The organism is Streptomyces sp. NPDC053541 (assembly GCF_044544705.1).
Classification (GTDB): Bacteria; Actinomycetota; Actinomycetes; order Streptomycetales; family Streptomycetaceae; genus Streptomyces.
Map to the genome: position 1 here is coordinate 325453 of NZ_JBITXM010000008.1, position 19463 is coordinate 344915.

Below are 19463 nucleotides of genomic sequence, written 5' to 3' on the forward strand. Positions count from 1 at the left end.
GGGCGGGCCGGCCGCGTTGTCAGTGGTCTGACTTAGGCTTCATGACCGTGGAGCCCGACCTTTTCACCGCAGCCGCAGAAGAACGCCAGGAGAAGGACCCGGCCGGCAGCCCGCTCGCCGTCCGGATGCGTCCGCGCACCCTGGACGAGGTCGTGGGGCAGAGCCACCTCCTCAAGCCCGGCTCCCCGCTGCGCCGTCTGGTCGGCGACGGCGCCGGCGGACCGGCCGGCGCCTCCTCGGTGATCCTCTGGGGCCCGCCCGGCATCGGCAAGACCACCCTGGCGTACGTGGTCTCCAAGGCCACCAACAAGCGCTTCGTGGAGCTGTCCGCGATCACCGCGGGCGTCAAGGAGGTCCGGGCCGTCATCGACGGGGCCCGCCGGGCCGTCGGGGGGTACGGCAAGGAGACCGTCCTCTTCCTGGACGAGATCCACCGCTTCTCCAAGGCCCAGCAGGACTCCCTGCTGCCCGCCGTCGAGAACCGCTGGGTGACCCTGATCGCCGCCACCACCGAGAACCCGTACTTCTCGGTGATCTCCCCGCTGCTCTCCCGCTCCCTGCTGCTCACCCTGGAGCCGCTCACCGACGCCGACCTCAGCGGACTGCTGCACCGCGCCCTCGACGAGGAGCGCGGGCTCGGCGGCGCGGTCGGCCTCGCGGAGGACGCCGAGGCGCATCTGCTGCGGATCGCCGGCGGCGACGCCCGGCGCGCCCTGACCGCCCTGGAGGCGGCGGCCGGCGCGGCCCTCGCCAAGCAGGAGGCGGTCATCACGCTGGAGACGGTGGAGGAGACCGTCGACCGGGCCGCCGTGAAGTACGACCGGGACGGCGACCAGCACTACGACGTCGCGAGCGCCCTGATCAAGTCGATCCGCGGCTCCGACGTGGACGCGGCGCTGCACTATCTGGCCCGGATGATCGAGGCGGGGGAGGACCCGCGGTTCATCGCCCGGCGCCTGATGATCTCGGCCAGCGAGGACATCGGCCTCGCCGACCCGAACGCGCTGCCGCTCGCCGTGGCCGCCGCCCAGGCCGTCGCCATGATCGGCTTCCCGGAGGCGGCGCTGACCCTGAGCCACGCGACCATCGCCCTGGCCCTCGCCCCCAAGTCCAACGCGGCGACGAACGCGATCTTCGCGGCCCGCGCCGACGTCCAGGGCGGCCTGGCCGGCCCCGTGCCCCCGCACCTGCGGGACGGCCACTACAAGGGCGCCGCCAAGCTGGGCCACGCCCAGGGCTACGTCTATCCGCACGACGTGCCGGGCGCCATCGCCCCCCAGCAGTACGCACCGGACGCGATCCACGGCAAGCGCTACTACGAACCGACGCGCTACGGAGCGGAGGCGCGCTACGCGGACGTGGTGGAGAAGGTCCGGGAGCGCCTGAAGGGCGAGGGCGGCTGACCGCCCCTACGCTCGGGCCATGACCCGGAGCACGATCCGCGCGGCGGCGGTGCCGCTGCTCCTGGCGCTCGCCGGGCTCGCCGGCTGCGCCGCCGGACCCGGCGCCGGCCCGGCTGCCGAGCCCTGGCCCGTCCCCGTACCGGCGGTCGGTTCGCCCGGTTTCCCGCCCGCCGCGGCGCGGGCACGGCAGCAGCTGGCCGCGCTGAGGGTGGCGTGGGGGGAGCACGGGGAGACGTACGAGCGCAGCGCGTTCGGGGAGACCTGGTCGGACGAGACGGACGCGCCGGGCGGGCGCAACGGCTGTGACACCCGCGACGACGTGCTGCGCCGCGATCTGAGCGCAGTGCGGGTGGGGGACCGGAATCCGTGCGTGGTGCTGTCCGGGGTGCTGCGCGACCCGTACACCGGCCAGGAGCTGCCGTACTCCTTCCGGCGGGCCTCGCGGATCCAGACCGACCACGTGGTGGCGCTGGCCGCGGCCTGGCGGGCGGGGGCCTGGGCGTGGTCGTCGGAGCGGCGGCTGGCGTACGCCAACGACCTGGACGTGCTGCTGGCCACCAACAAGGAGACCAACTACGAGAAGGGCGCGAAGACGCCCGACAAGTGGCGGCCGCCGCGCCGGGAGTACGGGTGCGAGTACGGCCGGCGCTGGACCGGGATCAAGGCGAAGTACGGGCTGACGGTCACGCCGCCCGAGAAGCGGGCGCTGGAGGAGCTGCTCGCCACGTGCGGGTGACGGCGGGGCCGGTGCCGGGGCGGGCGGGTCAGGCGCGGGCGGCCTCGAAGAGGCGGTGCAGCTCGCGGCGCAGCCCGGTGACGTCCCGCACCGGCCGCGGGAAGTCGAAGCGGGCGTCGAAGCAGTGCTCGGGCCCGGCGCTGAAGCGCACCCGCAGGCCGAAGCGGTCGAGCGCGAGCGGGGCCACGTCACGGGTCGGGACGAGCCCGGCGGCGTACGTGCCGAGCAGCGACGCCAGCTCGCGCAGCCGGTCGCCGTGAGCGACGTGCAGATGCTGGAGCAGCTCGGTCTCGTGCCCGTGCAGCGGGTCGGGCGCGGCGGCGGCGAAGTCCTCGGCGGTCACGTCGGCGCTGCCCCACAGGTCGTCGACGGTCGCCGAGCCGACCTCCAGGCGCAGCATCATCCGGCCGGGCTCGGCGACCCCGGGCAGACGGGTGAGCCGGCCGCAGAGCCAGGCCCGGCCGCGGATGCGGTGGGGGACGGAGACCGGGGCGACGTCGGTGAGCTCCAGGACCACCGGCAGCTCGTCGTCCTCGGCGTGGGTGGCCGCCCGCACCGGCGGGGCGTCGCCCGGGTAGAGCAGGAAGACCTCGCCGTCCGGGCCCGTCGCGCGGGCCTCGGGAACGAGCAGCTCGGGGTGGGTGCCGGGGGACCCGGGCAGAAGCAGCACCGCGGAGCATGTACTCTGTACGAGAGTTCGTGTGCGCTCGGCTGCTGACGGCATCCGTGCGGATTCAAGCCCGTTTGGACGCGGCTGACCATGAGCTGATCGGACCTCCGTCACTTCGATGCCGCCCGTGGCATCCCCTTCGGGATGCGTGGGCTCAGGGGCGTCGTTCTTCGTGCTGTCCGTGATGCGTGTGGTGTTCCCCGGGCGAGACATGCGATCTCCTTGAGTAAGGTGAGCCTAACCTAACCTATTTCGGAGGTCTGGAGAACGTGCCTAACCAGTCGCGTCCCAAGGTCAAGAAGTCCCGTGCGCTCGGCATCGCGCTGACGCCGAAGGCCGTCAAGTACTTCGAGGCCCGCCCCTACCCGCCGGGCGAGCACGGCCGTGGCCGCAAGCAGAACTCGGACTACAAGGTCCGTCTGCTCGAGAAGCAGCGTCTGCGCGCCCAGTACGACATCAGCGAGCGCCAGATGGCCCGCGCCTACGACCGCGCCAAGAAGGCCGAGGGCAAGACGGGCGAGGCGCTGGTCGTCGAGCTCGAGCGCCGTCTCGACGCCCTGGTCCTGCGTTCGGGCATCGCCCGCACCATCTACCAGGCCCGCCAGATGGTCGTCCACGGCCACATCCAGGTCAACGGCCAGAAGGTCGACAAGCCGTCCTTCCGCGTCCGTCCCGACGACGTCGTGATGGTCCGCGAGAAGTCCCGCAACAAGACCCTCTTCCAGGTGGCCCGCGAGGGTGGCTTCGCCCCCGACGGCGAGACCCCGCGCTACCTGCAGGTCAACCTGAAGGCCCTGGCCTTCCGCCTCGACCGCGACCCGAACCGCAAGGAGATCCCGGTCGTCTGCGACGAGCAGCTGGTCGTCGAGTACTACGCCCGCTGATCCTCCGCGTGCCGTAGTACCGCCTCCGCGGTGTTCAGCCCGCCGCTTCCCCGCCCGACACGGTGGGGGAGCCGGCGGGCTTCCGCGTTCCCGGGACCGGCGCCCGGCCGGTGCGGAACGGACGCGGCGCCGCCGCCCCCGCCCCGCCCCGCGTGGCCGGATCCGGACGGCCGGCCAGCGCCCGGCCCACCGTCTCGTCCAGTGACAGGCGCTCGCCCTCGCGGTACCAGGCCGCGTACGCCTCCGCGCCGAGCAGCTCGCGCGCCTGCCGCGCGCACAGCGCCCGCGCCCCGTTGAAGGTGCCCGAGCCGAACAACGGCAGCCCCACCGACTGCCACACCGGCACCGTCGCCCCCTGGAGCACCGCCGCCTCCGCCGGATCCCCCTCGACCACCGTCACCAGCGCCAGCAGCTCGATCCCGAGCACCAGGCCCACCAGGTCGTGGAAGGCGTGGTCGATCGTCACGCACTCGGTGAGCAGCTCCCGGGCCGCCACCGGATCGCCGTCCGTCAGGGCCGCGTACCCGAGGACGTACAGCGCGTACGCCCGGGTCCAGCGCTCCCCGCGCTCCTCGCAGACCTCCCGCACCTCCGCGCACAGCGCGACCGCGCCCTCCAGGTCCCCCTGGAAGGCCCGCGCCATCGCCAGCTCCACCTGCCCCATCAGCACGTTGCTGTTCAGCTCGCCCAGCTCGCGGTACGCGTCGAGGGCCCGCCCGATCAGCTCCTCGGCCCGCGGCAGCTCGTCCGAGATCAGCGCCAGACACCCCATCCGGTGCGTCGCGTACGCCTCCGCCAGCGCGTTCCCGGTGATCCGGGCCCGCTCCCCGCACTCGTGCAGGGCCGCCACCGCCGCCGTCGGATCGCCCTGCAGCACCGCCACGTACCCGAGCACCCACAGCGCCTTCAGGCGCGCCTCCTCGTGCAGCGCCACCGGTTGGTTCCCGCAGGCCGCCACCGCCCGGTCCAGCCAGTGCCGGCCCTCCGAGAGCCGTCCGCAGCCCGCCCAGTAGAACCACAGCGTCCCCGCCAGGTGCTGGGCCAGCGCCGAGTCCTCCGCCGACTCCAGGCACAGCTCCAGGGCCGCCCGCAGATTCGGCAGCGCCACCTCCGTGGCCGCCGCCACCTCGGCCTGCCGGGGGCTGAACCACTCCAGCTCGCACCAGGTCGCCAGGCCCATGTACCAGTCCCGGTGCCGGCGCCGCATCCGCTCGGTGTCGCCGAGCGCCGCCAGCCACTCCGCCCCGTACGCCCCGACCGTGTCCAGCATCCGGTAGCGCGGCCCCGCCGCCGTCTCCTCGCGGGTCACCACCGACTGCGCGAGCAGCTCCCCGAGCACGTCGAGCACCCGGTCCGCCGGCAGCTCCGGCCCTCCGCACACGTACTCCACGGCCTCCAGGTCGAAGGGGCCCGCGAACACCGAAAGGCGCGCCCACAGCAGCCGCTCCTCCGGGGTGCACAGCTCGTGGCTCCAGCCGATCGCCGTGCGCAGCGTCCGGTGCCGGGGCAGCGCGCCCCGCCGCCCGCCGTCCAGCAGCCGGAAACGGTCCTCCAGGCGCCACAGCAACTGCTCCGGAGTGAGCAACGGCAGCCGCGCCGCCGCCAGTTCGAGGGCGAGCGGAATCCCGTCGAGCCGCCGGCACAGCTCCCGCAGCACCTCCGGGTCCCCGTCCGTCACCGGACCCGCGCCCGCCTCCGCCGCCCGCCCCGCGAGCAGCTCCAGCGCGTCCGCCGCGCCCATCGGCGCCAGCGAGCACACCGCCTCGCCGTCCACCCGCAGCGGCCGGCGGCCGGCCGCGAGCACCGTGAGCCCCGGACAGCCGGCGAGCAGCTCCCGCAGCAGCCCCGCGCACTCCTCCACCAGGTGCTCGAAACCGTCCACCACGAGCAGCAGCCGCCGCTGCGCCAGGTGCTCCAGGAGCACCTCGCGCGGCGGGCGCACCGTGTGGTCGGTCAGGCCGAGCGCCTCCACCAGGGCGTGGGCCACCAGATCCGGGTCGCGCAGCGCGCTCAGCTCCACGAGCCGCACCCCGTCGACGTAGCGTTTCTTCAGCGCCGAGGCAGCCCGCAGGGCCAGCCGCGTCTTGCCCACGCCGCCCACCCCGACCACCGTGACCAGGCGGAACTCGCCGAGCATCCGGGCCAGTCGGTCCTGTTCGGCGACCCGGCCCACGAACCGGTTCAGCTCCGCCGGGAGATCGCTCCGTCGCATGGCACACGGAGCGTACTCACCCGCGCGCGCTCCGTACAATCGGTGCCCCGGGACTCCCGTCCCGCGTGCGGTAATGCGGTGCGGTCGCGGACCGCGGGCGCGATAGGGTCGGAGCATTGATACACACGGGTCCGACGACCGTCCGGGACCCGACGACAGCAGAGAGCGGTGCAGCGTGACCGGTGGTGAGGTTGCCGGGATCCTGGTGGCCGTGTTCTGGGCGATCCTCGTCTCCTTCCTCGCCGTGGTGCTGGTGAGGCTGGCGCAGACGCTCCGGGCGACCACCAAGCTCGTGGCGGACGTGACCGAGAAGGCCGTGCCGCTGCTCGCCGACGCCTCCGCGACCGTGCGCTCCGCGCAGACCCAGCTGGACAAGGTCGACGCCATCGCGTCCGACGTCCAGGAGGTCACCTCCAACGCCTCCGCCCTCGCCGGCACCGTGGCCTCCACCTTCGGCGGCCCGCTCGTCAAGGTCGCGGCCTTCGGCTACGGGGTGCGCCGGGCGCTGGGCCGGGGCCGCCAGGACGCGCCGCCCGCGGCCGACCGGCGTACTGTGATCGTCGGGCGTACCGTGCCGTCCGCCAGACGCCGGAAGCAGAAGGGCTGAGCTGGATGTTCCGCCGTACGTTCTGGTTCACCGCGGGCGCGGCCGCCGGCGTGTGGGCCACCACCAAGGTCAACCGGAAGCTCAAGGAGCTGACCCCGGAGAGCCTGGCCGCGCAGGCGGCGAACAAGGCAGTCGAGACCGGCCACCGGCTCAAGGACTTCGCCCTCGACGTGCGGGCGAGCATGCTCCAGCGGGAGGCCGAACTCGGCGAGGCCCTGGGCCTGGACGCCCCGCCGCCCGCCGAGCAGGAGCGCGAACTGCCCGCCGCGCGCCGCCGCGCGGCGCTCGGCGGCCGCCCCACCGACGACCCGACCACCTCTTCGTTTTCCTACAAGACCCACAACCGGAATGAGGACCACTGATGGAGTCGGCTGAAATCCGCCGCCGCTGGCTGAGCTTCTTCGAGGAGCGCGGGCACACCGTCGTGCCTTCGGCGTCGCTCATCGCGGACGACCCGACTCTGCTGCTGGTCAACGCGGGCATGGTGCCGTTCAAGCCCTACTTCCTGGGGGAGACGAAGCCGCCCTTCAAGCGCGCCTCCTCCGTGCAGAAGTGCGTGCGCACGCCCGACATCGAAGAGGTCGGCAAGACCACCCGCCACGGCACCTTCTTCCAGATGTGCGGCAACTTCTCCTTCGGCGACTACTTCAAGGAAGGCGCCATCAAGCTCGCCTGGGAGCTGCTGACCACCCCGGTCGAGCACGGCGGCTACGGCCTGGAGCCGGAGAAGCTCTGGATCACCGTCTACCAGGACGACGACGAGGCCGAGCAGATCTGGCGCGACGTCGTGGGCGTCCCCGCCGAGCGCATCCAGCGCCTGGGCAAGAAGGACAACTTCTGGTCCATGGGCGTCCCCGGCCCCTGCGGCCCCTGCTCCGAGATCAACTACGACCGCGGCCCCGAGTTCGGCGTCGAGGGCGGCCCGGCCGTCAACGACGAGCGCTACGTCGAGATCTGGAACCTCGTCTTCATGCAGTACGAGCGGGGCCAGGGCATCGGCAAGGAGGACTTCGAGATCCTCGGCGACCTGCCGTCCAAGAACATCGACACCGGCCTCGGTCTCGAGCGCCTGGCGATGATCCTCCAGGGCGTGCAGAACATGTACGAGACCGACACCCTCAAGGTCGTCATCGACAAGGCCACCGAGCTCACCGGCGTCGCCTACGGCAAGGCCCACGACTCGGACGTCTCGCTGCGCGTGGTCGCCGACCACATGCGCACCAGCGTCATGCTCATCGGTGACGGCGTCACCCCGGGCAACGAGGGCCGCGGCTACGTGCTGCGCCGCATCATGCGCCGCGCCGTCCGCAACATGCGCCTGCTCGGCGCCACCGAGCCGGTCGTCGGCGCGCTCGTCGACACCGTCATCCGGACCATGGGCGAGCAGTACCCGGAGCTGGAGACCGACCGCAAGCGCATCGAGACGGTCGCCCTCGCCGAGGAGGCCGCGTTCCTCAAGGCCCTCAAGGGCGGCACGAACATCCTCGACACCGCCGTGACCGAGACCAAGGCCGCCGGTGGCACGGTCCTCTCCGGCGACAAGGCCTTCCTGCTCCACGACACCTGGGGCTTCCCGATCGACCTCACCCTGGAGATGGCCGCCGAGCAGGGCCTCTCCGTGGACGAGGACGGCTTCCGCCGCCTGATGAAGGAGCAGCGGGAGCGGGCCAAGGCCGACGCCCAGGCCAAGAAGACCGGTCACGCCGACGTCACCTCGTACCGCGAGATCGCCGACAGCGCCGGCGCCACCCAGTTCACCGGCTACACCAACACCGAGGGCGAGACCACCGTCGTCGGCCTGCTGGTGAACGGCGTCCCGTCGCCGGCCGCCTCCGAGGGCGACGAGGTCGAGGTCGTCCTCGACCGCACCCCGTTCTACGCCGAGGGCGGCGGCCAGCTCGCCGACCAGGGCCGCATCAAGCTGCACTCCGGCGCCGTCATCGAGATCCGCGACGTGCAGCAGCCGGTCCCCGGCGTCTCCGTGCACAAGGGTTCGGTGCAGGTCGGCGAGGTCACCGTGGGCGCCACCGCCTACGCCGCCATCGACGTGCGCCGCCGCCGGGCCATCGCCCGCGCCCACAGCGCCACCCACCTCACCCACCAGGCGCTGCGCGACGCCCTGGGCCCGACGGCCGCCCAGGCCGGTTCGGAGAACTCCCCGGGCCGCTTCCGCTTCGACTTCGGCTCGCCGAACGCCGTGCCCGGCACCGTCCTCACGGACGTCGAGCAGAAGATCAACGAGGTGCTGGCCCGCGAGCTGGACGTGCACGCCGAGGTCATGCCGATCGACGAGGCCAAGCGCCAGGGCGCCATCGCCGAGTTCGGCGAGAAGTACGGCGAGCAGGTCCGCGTCGTCACCATCGGCGACTTCTCCAAGGAGCTGTGCGGCGGCACCCACGTGCACAACACCGCCCAGCTGGGCCTGGTGAAGCTGCTCGGCGAGTCCTCCATCGGCTCCGGCGTGCGCCGCATCGAGGCCCTGGTCGGCGTGGACGCCTACCACTTCCTGGCCCGCGAGCACACGGTCGTCGCCCAGCTCCAGGAGCTGGTCAAGGGCCGCCCGGAGGAGCTGCCGGAGAAGATCTCCTCGATGCTCGGCAAGCTGAAGGACGCCGAGAAGGAGATCGAGAAGTTCCGCGCGGAGAAGGTCCTCCAGGCCGCCGCCGGCCTGGTCGACTCGGCCCGGGACATCCGCGGCGTCGCCCTGGTCACCGGCCAGGTCCCGGACGGCACCGGCGCCGACGACCTGCGCAAGCTGGTCCTCGACGTCCGCGGCCGCATCCCGTCGGACCGCCCGGCCGTCGTCGCCCTGTTCACCACGGCCAACGGCAAGCCGCTGACGGTCATCGCCACCAACGAGGCGGCCCGCGAGCGCGGCCTCAAGGCCGGCGAGCTGGTCCGCACGGCCGCCAAGACCCTCGGCGGCGGCGGTGGCGGCAAGCCGGACGTCGCCCAGGGCGGCGGCCAGAACCCCGAGGCCGTCGGCGAGGCCATGGCCGCCGTCGAGCGCCAGGTCCTGGAAACGGTCTGATGCGACGAGGACGACGACTCGCCGTCGACGTCGGGGACGCCCGCATCGGGGTCGCCTCGTGCGACCCCGACGGGGTCCTGGCCACGCCGGTGGAGACCGTGCCGGGGCGTGACGTCCCGGCCGCCCACCGGCGGCTCCGCCAGATCGTGGCGGAGTACGAGCCGATCGAGGTCGTCGTGGGCCTGCCCCGCTCGCTCAGCGGGCGGGAGGGCCCGGCCGCGACCAAGGTCCGCGCCTTCGCCCGCGAGATGGCCAAGGGCATCGCCCCGGTGCCGGTCCGGCTGGTCGACGAGCGGATGACCACGGTCACCGCGACCCAGGGCCTGCGGGCCTCGGGCGTGAAGTCCAAGAAGGGGCGGTCCGTCATCGACCAGGCCGCCGCCGTGATCATCCTGCAGAACGCTCTTGAGTCCGAACGGGTATCAGGTAATCCGCCCGGTGAGGGCGTCGAAGTGGTCATCTGATCGCGATACGGTAACGTTCCGCGCGATGCGGCGGCGTTCGAACAGCTGCCGCACAACGTAGAGGCGGAACGTCCGGAAGCCTCGCGGCTGTTTGGGGATCGATGACTGAGTATGGCCGGAGCCCGGGCTCCGAACCGTGGCACCCCTCGGACCCCTTGTACGGGGACCAGGGGTGGGAGGGCCAGCAGCAGTACCCGCAGCAGCAGTACCCGCAGCAGGCCGCGTACGGCCACCAGGACCCGTACGGTCAGCAGCAGGCGTACACCGGCGGACCGTACGAGCAGCAGCCCCAGCAGCATCCGCAGCACCCGCAGGACTACGGACAGCAGTACGGCGATCAGCAGTACGGCGACCAGCAGTACGGGAACCCGGGCGGTTACGACACGCCCGGGTATCCCGCACAGCAGTACGACGGGCACTGGGAGACGGGCCAGGCGGCGATGCCGTACAACGCCCCGCCCGCCGATCCGTACGGCGGCCAGCAGCCCGACCTCTACGGCACCCCCGAGGCCTACCCGCCGCCGCAGCCCCCCGGCCGGCGCCAGGTCCCGCCGCAGCCGGTCACCGACTGGGACGCGGAGCCGGAGGAGGAGAACCACCCCTTCTTCACCGGCGAGGACGCCCCCGCGCCCGGCGAGCGGTCCGGCCGCGAGGGCGGCCGGGGCGACCGCGACGACCGCGACGCCTACGAGGACGAGTACGGCGACGACTACGAGGACGAGCCGGACGGCCGCCGTCCGGGCCGCCGCGGCGGCAAGGGCGAGAAGGGCAAGAAGGCCAAGAACGGCGTGGCCTGCCTGGTCGTCGCGCTCGTCCTGGTCGGCGGCGTGGGCGGCGTCGGCTACGTCGGCTACAAGTTCTGGCAGGGCCGCTTCGCCGAGGCGCCCGACTACGCGGGCGAGGGCACCGGAGAGGTCCAGGTCGAGATCCCGCAGGACGCCGGCGGCTACGTCATCGGCAACATCCTGAAGAAGGCCGGCGTGGTCGCGAGCGTCGACGCCTTCGTCTCGGCCCAGCAGAAGAACCCCAGGGGCCTGTCCATCCAGGCCGGTGCCTACACCCTGAAGAAGGAGATGTCGGCGGAGGCCGCGGTCAGGCTGATGCTCAGCCCGGCGAGCCAGGCCGGCCTCACCATCCCCGAGGGCAAGCGGAACGCCTGGGTCTACGAGCAGATCGACAAGAAGCTCGAGCTCAAGGCCGGTACGACACAGGGCGTCGCCAAGGCGAAGGCGAACGACCTGGGCCTGCCCGACTGGGCGAAGAACCACGAGAACGTCAAGGACCCGCTGGAGGGCTTCCTCTTCCCGGCGAAGTACCCGGTGGTCAAGGGCCAGAAGCCCGAGGACGTCCTGCGCAAGATGGTCTCCCGCACGAACGCCGAGTACACCAAGCTCGACCTCGACGCCAAGGCCCGGGAGCTCGGCCTCAAGGGGCCGTGGGAGCTCGTCACCGTCGCGAGCCTCGTCCAGGTCGAGGGCAAGTACAAGCACGACTTCGACAAGGTCTCGCGGGTCGTCTACAACCGCCTCAAGCCCGGCAACATGGAGACCGTGGGCCGGCTGGAGTTCGACTCCACCATCAACTACCTGCGCGGCGAGAGCACGCTCGACGTCGGCCAGGTCAAGGACCTGCGCCAGATCGACGACCCGTACAACACCTACCGCGTCCAGGGCATCATCCCCGGCCCGATCAGCAACCCGGGTCTCGACGCCCTGCACTCCGCGATGAACCCGACCCCGGGCCCGTGGTACTACTTCGTGTCGATCAACGAGAACAAGACGGTCTTCGCCGTGACGATCGCGGAGCACAACCGCAACGTCGCGGAGTACGAGAGGGAGCGGAGGAAGTCCGGGCAGTGAGCACTCGACACCGGGCGGCCGTCCTCGGTTCGCCCATCGCCCACTCGCTCTCCCCGGTCCTGCACCGGGCCGCGTACGCCGAACTCGGCCTCGACGACTGGTCCTACGGGCGGTTCGAGGTCGACGAGGCGGCGCTGCCCGGGTTCGTCGCGGAGCTCGACGACTCCTGGGCCGGGCTCTCGCTGACCATGCCGCTCAAGCGGGCGATCATCCCGCTGCTCGACGAGATCACCGACACCGCGACCTCGGTCGAGGCCGTCAACACCGTGGTGTTCACGGACGACGGACGCCGGGTCGGCGACAACACCGACATCCCCGGCATGGTCGCCGCGCTGCGCGAGCGGGGCGTCGAGAAGGTGGAGTCCGCCGCGGTCCTGGGCGCCGGCGCCACCGCCTCCTCGGCCCTGGCCGCCCTCGCCCGGATCTGCGCCGGACCCGTCACCGCGTACGTGCGCAGCGAGGCCCGCGCGGAGGAGATGCGCGGCTGGGGCGACCGGCTCGGCGTGGAGGTGCGCACGGGCGCCTGGGAGGACGCGGCCGAGGCCTTCGCCGCCCCGCTGGTGATCGCGACCACCCCGGCCGGGACCACCGACGCCCTTGCGGAAGCCGTTCCGGACGCCCCCGGCACCCTCTTCGACGTCCTCTACGACCCCTGGCCCACCCGGCTCGCCGCCGCCTGGTCGGCGCGCGGCGGGCGGCTCGTCGGCGGGCTCGACCTCCTCGTCCACCAGGCGGTGCTCCAGGTCGAGCAGATGACCGGGCGCACGCCGGGGCCGCTGGCCGCGATGCGCGCGGCGGGGGAGCGGGCGCTGGCCGAGCGCTGAGCGCCGGCGGCGGACGCGCCGGAGCGGACCCCGGTCGCCCCCGAGGCGTGAGACATGCGTCCCGACCCGTGGACCGGCGATCGATCGGCCGTCCGGACGTGGGAGGATCGGGGGAGGCGGGCCCGGGCCGCGCACCCGGGTCGTGTCGTCGCAGTGCCCAGGCGCGAGCATGAGGAGCATCGTTGAGCAGGTTGCGTTGGCTGACGGCGGGGGAGTCGCACGGCCCCGCGCTGGTTGCAACCCTTGAGGGACTTCCGGCCGGTGTTCCGGTCACCACGGAGCTGGTGGCGGACCATCTCGCACGGCGGCGGCTCGGCTATGGACGCGGTGCCCGCATGAAGTTCGAGCAGGACGAGGTCACCTTCCTGGGTGGCGTCCGGCACGGTCTCTCCCTCGGGTCGCCGATCGCGGTCATGGTCGGCAACACCGAGTGGCCCAAGTGGGAGAAGGTCATGTCGGCCGACCCGGTCGACCCCTCCGAGCTCAAGGAGACCGGCCGCAACGCCCCGCTGACCCGCCCCCGGCCCGGTCACGCCGACCTCGCCGGCATGCAGAAGTACGGCTTCGACGAGGCCCGGCCGGTCCTGGAGCGCGCCAGCGCCCGCGAGACCGCCGCCCGCGTCGCGCTCGGCGCCGTCGCCCGCTCCTTCCTCAAGGAGGCCGCGGGCATCGAGATCGTGTCGCACGTGGTCGAGCTGGCCCAGGCCAAGGCCCCCTACGGCGTCTACCCGGTCCCCGCCGACGTCGAGCGGCTGGACGCCGACCCGGTGCGCTGCCTCGACGCCGACGCGTCGAAGGCGATGGTCGCCGAGATCGACCAGGCCCACAAGGACGGCGACACCCTCGGCGGCGTCGTCGAGGTCCTCGCCTACGGCGTGCCCGTCGGCCTCGGCTCGCACGTGCACTGGGACCGCCGGCTCGACGCGCGGCTGGCCGCCGCGCTCATGGGCATCCAGGCCATCAAGGGCGTCGAGGTCGGCGACGGCTTCGAGCTCGCCCGGGTCCCCGGCTCCCAGGCCCACGACGAGATCGTCAAGGGCCCCGACGGCATCAAGCGCGCCACCGGCCGCTCCGGCGGCACCGAGGGCGGTCTGACCACCGGCGAACTGCTGCGCGTGCGCGCCGCGATGAAGCCCATCGCGACCGTCCCGCGGGCCCTCGCCACCGTCGACGTCGCCACCGGCGAGCCCGCGGCCGCGCACCACCAGCGCTCCGACGTCTGCGCCGTGCCCGCCGCCGGCATCGTCGCCGAGGCCATGGTCGCCCTGGTCCTCGCCGACGCCGTCGTCGAGAAGTTCGGCGGCGACTCGGTCCCCGAGACCCGCCGCAACGTCCGGGCGTACCTCGACAACCTGCACATCCGGTGACCGGCGGCCCGCTGGTCGTCCTCGTCGGGCCCATGGGCTCCGGCAAGTCCACCGTCGGCGCGCTGCTCGCCGAGCGGCTCGGCGCCGCCTACCGGGACACCGACGCGGACATCGTGGCCGCCGAGGGGCGCGAGATCTCGGACATCTTCGTCGAGGACGGCGAAGAACGCTTCCGCGCCCTGGAACGGGCGGCCGTGGCCACTGCCGTCGCCGAGCACGAGGGCGTCCTCGCGCTCGGCGGCGGCGCCGTGCTCGACCCCGGCACCCGCGCCCTGCTGCGCGGGCGCCCCGTCGCGTACCTCTCCATGGACGTCGAGGCAGCCGTCCGCCGGGTCGGCCTCGGCGCCGCCCGGCCGCTGCTCGCCGTCAACCCGCGCCGGCAGTGGCGCGAACTCATGGACGCGCGCCGCCATCTGTACGAAGAAGTCGCGAGCGTCGTCGTCGCCACCGACGAGCGCACGCCCGAAGAGGTCGCCGAGGCGGTCCTCGACGCACTGGAGTTGAAGGACGTATGACGGACCAGGAAGTCACCCGGATCCCGGTCGCCGGCTCCGCGGGCACCGACCCCTACGAGGTGCTGGTCGGCCGGCAGCTGCTCGGCGAGCTCGCCGGGCTCATCGGCCCGCAGGCCAAGCGCGTGGCGGTGATCCACCCCGAGGCGCTCGCCGAGACCGGTGACGCGCTGCGCGCCGACCTCGCCGAGCAGGGCTACGAGGCCGTCGCCATCCAGGTGCCCAACGCCGAGGAGGCCAAGACCGCCGAGGTCGCCGCCTACTGCTGGAAGGCGCTCGGCCAGACCGGCTTCACCCGCAGCGACGTCATCGTCGGCGTCGGCGGCGGCGCCACCACCGACCTGGCCGGCTTCGTCGCCGCGACCTGGCTGCGCGGCGTGCGCTGGATCGCCGTGCCCACCACGGTGCTCGGCATGGTCGACGCCGCCGTCGGCGGCAAGACCGGCATCAACACCGCCGAGGGCAAGAACCTCGTCGGCGCCTTCCACCCGCCGACCGGTGTGCTCTGCGACCTGGCCGCGCTCGACTCGCTGCCGGTGCACGACTACGTCTCCGGCCTCGCCGAGATCATCAAGGCCGGCTTCATCGCCGACCCGGTCATCCTCGACCTGATCGAGGCCGACCCGGAGGCCGCCCGCACCCCGGCCGGACCGCACACCGCCGAGCTGATCGTGCGCTCGATCAAGGTCAAGGCCGAGGTCGTCTCCGGCGACCTCAAGGAGGCCGGCCGCCGCGAGATCCTCAACTACGGGCACACCCTCGCGCACGCCATCGAGAAGAACGAGCGCTACAAGTGGCGCCACGGCGCCGCGGTCTCCGTCGGCATGGTCTTCGCCGCCGAGCTCGCCCGGCTCGCCGGCCGGCTCGACGACGCCACCGCCGACCGGCACCGCGCGATCCTGGAGTCCGTCGGCCTGCCGCTCAGCTACCGCGGCGATCAGTGGCCCAAGCTCCTGGAGACCATGAAGGTCGACAAGAAGTCCCGCGGCGACCTGCTGCGCTTCATCGTCCTCGACGGCCTCGGCAAGCCCACCGTCCTGGAGGGCCCCGACCCGGCGGTGCTGATCGCCGCCTACGGCGAGGTGTCCGCGTGACCGCGCGGCGCCGCGTGCTCGTGCTGAACGGCCCGAACCTGGGCCGGCTCGGCTCGCGCGAGCCCGACATCTACGGGGCCACCTCGTACAAGGGCCTGGTGGAGTCCTGCCGCGCGCTCGGCGAGCAGCTCGGGTTCGACGTCGAGGTGCGCGAGACCAACGACGAGGGCGAGATGATCCGCTGGCTGCACGAGGCCGCCGACGGCTCGCTGCCGGTGGTGCTCAACCCCGGCGCCTTCACCCACTACTCGTACGGGATGCGCGACGCGGCCGCCCAGCGCACCGCCCCGCTCATCGAGGTGCACATCTCCAACCCGTACACCCGCGAGGAGTTCCGGCACACCTCGGTGGTCGCCGCCGTGGCCACCGGGACCGTCGCCGGCTTCGGCATCGGCTCCTACCGGCTCGCGCTGCGCGCGCTCGCGGAGGAACTCGACGCCTGAGGGCACCCCTTGCCGCCCCCGTCCGTTTCCCCTCGGGAAGGCGGGGGCGGTAACGTTCCGGCAACGACGGAAACATCGCCGGCAGGGGAACGGAGTGGGGCACCGGATGCAGCACGGAATGGGGGCTCCGCTGCCACCGCAGGAACCCGCGGGCCACACCGGCTGGGCGCACGGCCCGCAGGCCCACGCCCCCGGCGCCCCGCCGCAGGGCGGACACCCGCCGGTGCCGCCGCCCGCTCCCGGACACCACCCCTATCCCGCGCCCGCGGCCCCGCAGGCCCCGCCCGTGCCGCCCGGCCCGCCCGCCGTGCAGGGCCCGCCGCCGGGCTGGGGCGGCGCCCCGGCGGGGCAGGCCACCGGCCACATCACCCTGCCGCCCCCGGTCACCGGCACCGGCGGCGCCACCATCGCCGTGCTGCTGATCGGCCCGGCCGGCGCGGGCAAGACCACCGTGGCCCGCCACTGGGCCGGCCGCCGGCCCGTGCCGACCGCCCACATCAGCCTCGACGACGTCCGCGAATGGGTCTGCTCCGGCTTCGCCGACCCCCAGTCCGGCTGGAACGAGAACTCCGAGGCCCAGTACCGGCTGGCCCGCCGCACCTGCGGCTTCGCCGCCCGCAACTTCCTCGCCAACGGCATCTCCTGCATCCTCGACGACGCCGTCTTCCCCGACTGGCCCGTGGTCGGCCTCGGTGGCTGGAAGCGCCACGTCGGCCCCGGGCTCCTGCCGGTCGTGCTGCTGCCCGGCCTCGACGTGGTCCTGGAGCGCAACGCCGAGCGCAGCGGCAACCGGCGCCTCTCCGACGAGGAGGTCGCCGCCATCCACGGCCGGATGGCCGGCTGGTACGGCTCCGGGCTGCCGATCATCGACAACTCCACCTACGACGTGGAGACCACCGCCCGGGTCCTGGACGAGGTCCTCGCCCGCGCGATATCCGGCGCGCCGCCGGCCTGACCGCCCCGCGCGCCCCCGGGCCCCGCCCGGTCGGATGCGCACAACAGGCCGCGGCGCCCGGGCGCTCGTAGGCTCGGAACATGTCAGAGGTGTATGCGGACCGCCGGACCCGGCTGCGCGACCGCTGTGTGGCCGCGGGAAGCCCGGCGGCACTGGTCTCCCGCCCCGCCAACGTCCGCTATCTCACGGGCGGTTCGCCCGCCGGGGCCGTCCTGCTCGTCGGGCCCGACGAGGACGTGCTCGTCTGTCCCACCGCCCCCGGCGGTGATCCGGCCGACGGGCGCCTGGACGAGCTGCTGCGCACGCAGGTGCTGCCCACCGGCGCCGGCGACCCGGCCGTCGCCGCCGTCGACCTCGCCCGCAAGGGCGGCGCGGACGCGCTGTCCGTGGAGGAGCACCACCTGACCGTGGCCCGGCACCGCGCCATGGGCGCGGCCGCCCCCGGACTGCGGCTCGCCGACCTGGCCGGCTCGGTCGAGCAGCTGCGGATCGTCAAGGACGAGGACGAGATCGGCTGTCTGCGGATCGCCGCCGAGATCGCCGACCAGGCCCTCGGCGAGCTCCTGGAGTCGATCCTGGTCGGCCGCACCGAGCGGCACCTCGCCCTGGAGCTGGAGCGCCGGCTCGTGGACCACGGTGCCGACGGACCGGCCTTCCCGACCTCGGTGGCCACCGGTCCGCACTCCGGGCGCTCCGGGCACCGGCCCACCGACCGGCGGGTCGAGGAGGGCGACTTCCTCACCGTCTGCCTGGGCGCCGACTACCGCGGCTACCGCTGCGAGATCGGCCGCACCTTCGTCATCGGGACCACCCCGGCCGACTGGCAGATCGAGCTGTACGACCTCGTCTTCGCCGCTCAGCGGGCCGGCCGGGAGGCCCTGGTGCCCGGTGCCGAGTACCGCGACGTGGACCGCGCGGCCCGGCAGATCCTCGCCGCGGCGGGCCACGGCGACGCCGCCGCGCCCCTCACCGGGCACGGCGTGGGCCTGGAAATCGACGAGGACCCGCAGCTCGCACCCTCCGCCATGGGTAAACTGGACGCTTGCGTGCCGGTCACCGTCGAACCGGGGGTCCACCTCCCGGGCCGGGGCGGGGTCCGGATCGATGACACGCTCGTCGTACGCCAGGAGGCGGACGGCGGACCCGAGCTACTCACCATCACGACCAAGGAGCTGCTCGCGCTGTAGCGCGCGCCCCGCCTCTCGGTCCACGTCAGTACCAGGAGATTCCGCAACCGTGGCTTCCACGAACGACCTCAAGAACGGCATGGTGCTCAAGCTCGAAGGCGGCCAGCTCTGGTCCGTCGTCGAGTTCCAGCACGTCAAGCCCGGCAAGGGCCCGGCCTTCGTGCGCACCAAGCTCAAGAACGTGCTGTCCGGCAAGGTCGTCGACAAGACCTTCAACGCCGGTGTGAAGGTGGAGACCGCGAACGTCGACAAGCGCGACATGCAGTTCTCCTACATGGACGGCGACTACTTCGTCTTCATGGACCTGGACACGTACGACCAGCTGCACATCGACCGCAAGGTCGTCGGCGACGCCGCCAACTTCCTCGTCGAGGGCTTCACCGCGCTCGTCGCGCAGAACGAGGGCCAGGTGCTCTACGTCGAGCTGCCGGCCGCCGTCGAGCTGACCATCGCCGAGACCGAGCCGGGCGTCCAGGGCGACCGCTCCACCGGTGGCACCAAGCCCGCCACCCTGGAGACCGGCCACCAGATCCAGGTCCCGCTCTTCATCACCACCGGTGAGAAGATCAAGGTCGACACCCGCACCAGCGACTACCTCGGCCGGGTGAACAGCTAACCGTGGCTGCCCGGAGCAAGGCCCGCAGGCGGGCCTTCCAGATCCTGTTCGAGGCCGACCAGCGCGGTGCCTCGGTGCAGGCGGTCCTCGCGGACCAGGTCCGGCTCCACCGGGCCGACGACCGCCAGCCGCCGGTCAACGAGTTCACCATGCAGCTGGTGGAGGGCTACGCGAAGCACGTGGCCCGGATCGACGAGCTCATCGCGACCTACGCGGTGGACTGGGACCTCGACCGGATGCCCGTCGCCGACCGGAACATCGTGCGCCTCGCCGCGTACGAGCTGATCTGGGAGGACGGCACCCCGGACGCGGTGGCCATCGACGAGGCGGTGAACCTCGCCAAGGAGTTCTCCACGGACGAGTCGCCGACCTTCGTCAACGGCCTGCTCGCGCGCTTCAAGGACCTCAAGCCGCGCCTGCGCCGGGACGCGGACGTCTAGCACGTCCCCACCCCACAGACAGTCGAAAGGGGCCCGCAGCACCGAGGTGCTGCGGGCCCCTTCGGCGTTCCCGTCCCGGGGCGTTGCGCCGAACGGGTGAGGCAAGCGCCGGGGCCCCGGGAGTCGGATCGACTCCCGGGGCCCCGGCGGCACGTTTCT

At 73.0% G+C, this 19463-nt stretch carries 19 protein-coding genes; 17 read left to right on the forward strand and 2 right to left on the reverse strand.

The features are described 5' to 3' along the window. The first annotated feature begins 47 nt into the window (after window positions 1-47). Both ACIGW2_RS22190 and ACIGW2_RS22195 read left to right on the forward strand, forming a co-directional pair. Window positions 48-1403 carry a replication-associated recombination protein A gene (locus ACIGW2_RS22190; protein WP_391653785.1) on the forward strand — a complete coding sequence of 452 codons (1356 nt, stop codon included), beginning with the start codon at window positions 48-50 and terminating at the stop codon, window positions 1401-1403. Between the two features lie 19 nt (window positions 1404-1422). Then, window positions 1423-2139, forward strand: coding sequence for an HNH endonuclease family protein (locus tag ACIGW2_RS22195; RefSeq protein ID WP_399845259.1), 717 nt, complete (start codon window positions 1423-1425; stop codon window positions 2137-2139). 28 nt (window positions 2140-2167) lie between these two features. Here ACIGW2_RS22195 and ACIGW2_RS22200 read toward each other — a convergent pair whose 3' ends face one another. After that, complete coding sequence (locus ACIGW2_RS22200) at window positions 2168-2863, reverse strand: DUF2470 domain-containing protein (RefSeq protein WP_399845395.1); 696 nt, start codon at window positions 2861-2863, stop codon at window positions 2168-2170. 215 nt (window positions 2864-3078) lie between these two features. Here ACIGW2_RS22200 and rpsD point away from each other — a divergent pair, with 215 nt between their 5' ends. Continuing rightward, window positions 3079-3693 carry a 30S ribosomal protein S4 gene (gene rpsD / locus ACIGW2_RS22205; protein WP_356069209.1) on the forward strand — a complete coding sequence of 205 codons (615 nt, stop codon included), beginning with the start codon at window positions 3079-3081 and terminating at the stop codon, window positions 3691-3693. 34 nt (window positions 3694-3727) lie between these two features. Here rpsD and ACIGW2_RS22210 read toward each other — a convergent pair whose 3' ends face one another. Beyond that, window positions 3728-5905, reverse strand: a complete 2178-nt coding sequence (locus ACIGW2_RS22210; RefSeq protein WP_391653781.1) for an ATP-binding protein — start codon at window positions 5903-5905, stop codon at window positions 3728-3730. Window positions 5906-6080: 175 nt separating this feature from the next. On the opposite strand from ACIGW2_RS22210, the gene ACIGW2_RS22215 reads away from it, so the two are divergent. From ACIGW2_RS22215 to nusB, 14 genes are all read left to right on the forward strand, one after another. Further along, window positions 6081-6512 (forward strand): DUF948 domain-containing protein, encoded by a 432-nt coding sequence (locus ACIGW2_RS22215; RefSeq protein ID WP_391653780.1) that lies wholly within the window; start codon window positions 6081-6083, stop codon window positions 6510-6512. A gap of 5 nt (window positions 6513-6517) precedes the next feature. Beyond that, window positions 6518-6874, forward strand: a complete 357-nt coding sequence (locus tag ACIGW2_RS22220) for a DUF6167 family protein (protein ID WP_391653779.1) — start codon at window positions 6518-6520, stop codon at window positions 6872-6874. Then, a complete protein-coding gene (gene alaS, locus ACIGW2_RS22225) occupies window positions 6874-9543 on the forward strand; it encodes an alanine--tRNA ligase (protein ID WP_391653778.1) in 2670 nt (889 codons plus the stop codon). The genes ACIGW2_RS22220 and alaS overlap by 1 nt, the downstream gene beginning before the upstream one ends. Continuing rightward, window positions 9543-10007, forward strand: a complete 465-nt coding sequence (ruvX, locus tag ACIGW2_RS22230) for a Holliday junction resolvase RuvX (RefSeq protein WP_361579946.1) — start codon at window positions 9543-9545, stop codon at window positions 10005-10007. The genes alaS and ruvX overlap by 1 nt, the downstream gene beginning before the upstream one ends. Before the next feature lie 101 nt (window positions 10008-10108). After that, a complete protein-coding gene (gene mltG / locus ACIGW2_RS22235) occupies window positions 10109-11866 on the forward strand; it encodes an endolytic transglycosylase MltG (RefSeq protein WP_399845264.1) in 1758 nt (585 codons plus the stop codon). Next, window positions 11863-12690: a shikimate dehydrogenase gene (locus tag ACIGW2_RS22240; RefSeq protein WP_399845267.1), complete on the forward strand. Its 828-nt coding sequence runs from the start codon at window positions 11863-11865 to the stop codon at window positions 12688-12690. Before mltG ends, ACIGW2_RS22240 begins: the two co-directional genes overlap by 4 nt. 182 nt (window positions 12691-12872) lie before the next feature. Further along, window positions 12873-14057, forward strand: coding sequence for a chorismate synthase (gene aroC / locus ACIGW2_RS22245; RefSeq protein WP_391653775.1), 1185 nt, complete (start codon window positions 12873-12875; stop codon window positions 14055-14057). Further along, the gene (locus ACIGW2_RS22250; protein ID WP_391653774.1) at window positions 14054-14572 is read left to right on the forward strand and encodes a shikimate kinase; all 519 of its coding nucleotides are present in this window, start codon (window positions 14054-14056) and stop codon (window positions 14570-14572) included. The genes aroC and ACIGW2_RS22250 overlap by 4 nt, the downstream gene beginning before the upstream one ends. After that, window positions 14569-15663, forward strand: a complete 1095-nt coding sequence (aroB, locus tag ACIGW2_RS22255) for a 3-dehydroquinate synthase (RefSeq protein ID WP_399845272.1) — start codon at window positions 14569-14571, stop codon at window positions 15661-15663. The genes ACIGW2_RS22250 and aroB overlap by 4 nt, the downstream gene beginning before the upstream one ends. After that, complete coding sequence (gene aroQ / locus ACIGW2_RS22260; RefSeq protein ID WP_361579934.1) at window positions 15660-16106, forward strand: type II 3-dehydroquinate dehydratase; 447 nt, start codon at window positions 15660-15662, stop codon at window positions 16104-16106. The genes aroB and aroQ overlap by 4 nt, the downstream gene beginning before the upstream one ends. A gap of 106 nt (window positions 16107-16212) precedes the next feature. Continuing rightward, window positions 16213-17061, forward strand: coding sequence for an AAA family ATPase (locus tag ACIGW2_RS22265; protein WP_391653772.1), 849 nt, complete (start codon window positions 16213-16215; stop codon window positions 17059-17061). An 80-nt stretch (window positions 17062-17141) separates the two neighbouring features. Then, the gene (locus ACIGW2_RS22270) at window positions 17142-18248 is read left to right on the forward strand and encodes an aminopeptidase P family protein (protein WP_391653771.1); all 1107 of its coding nucleotides are present in this window, start codon (window positions 17142-17144) and stop codon (window positions 18246-18248) included. 49 nt (window positions 18249-18297) lie between these two features. After that, window positions 18298-18864 carry an elongation factor P gene (gene efp / locus ACIGW2_RS22275; RefSeq protein WP_356069172.1) on the forward strand — a complete coding sequence of 189 codons (567 nt, stop codon included), beginning with the start codon at window positions 18298-18300 and terminating at the stop codon, window positions 18862-18864. A 2-nt stretch (window positions 18865-18866) separates the two neighbouring features. Further along, window positions 18867-19304 (forward strand): transcription antitermination factor NusB, encoded by a 438-nt coding sequence (gene nusB, locus ACIGW2_RS22280; RefSeq protein WP_356069169.1) that lies wholly within the window; start codon window positions 18867-18869, stop codon window positions 19302-19304. Window positions 19305-19463 lie beyond the last annotated feature (159 nt).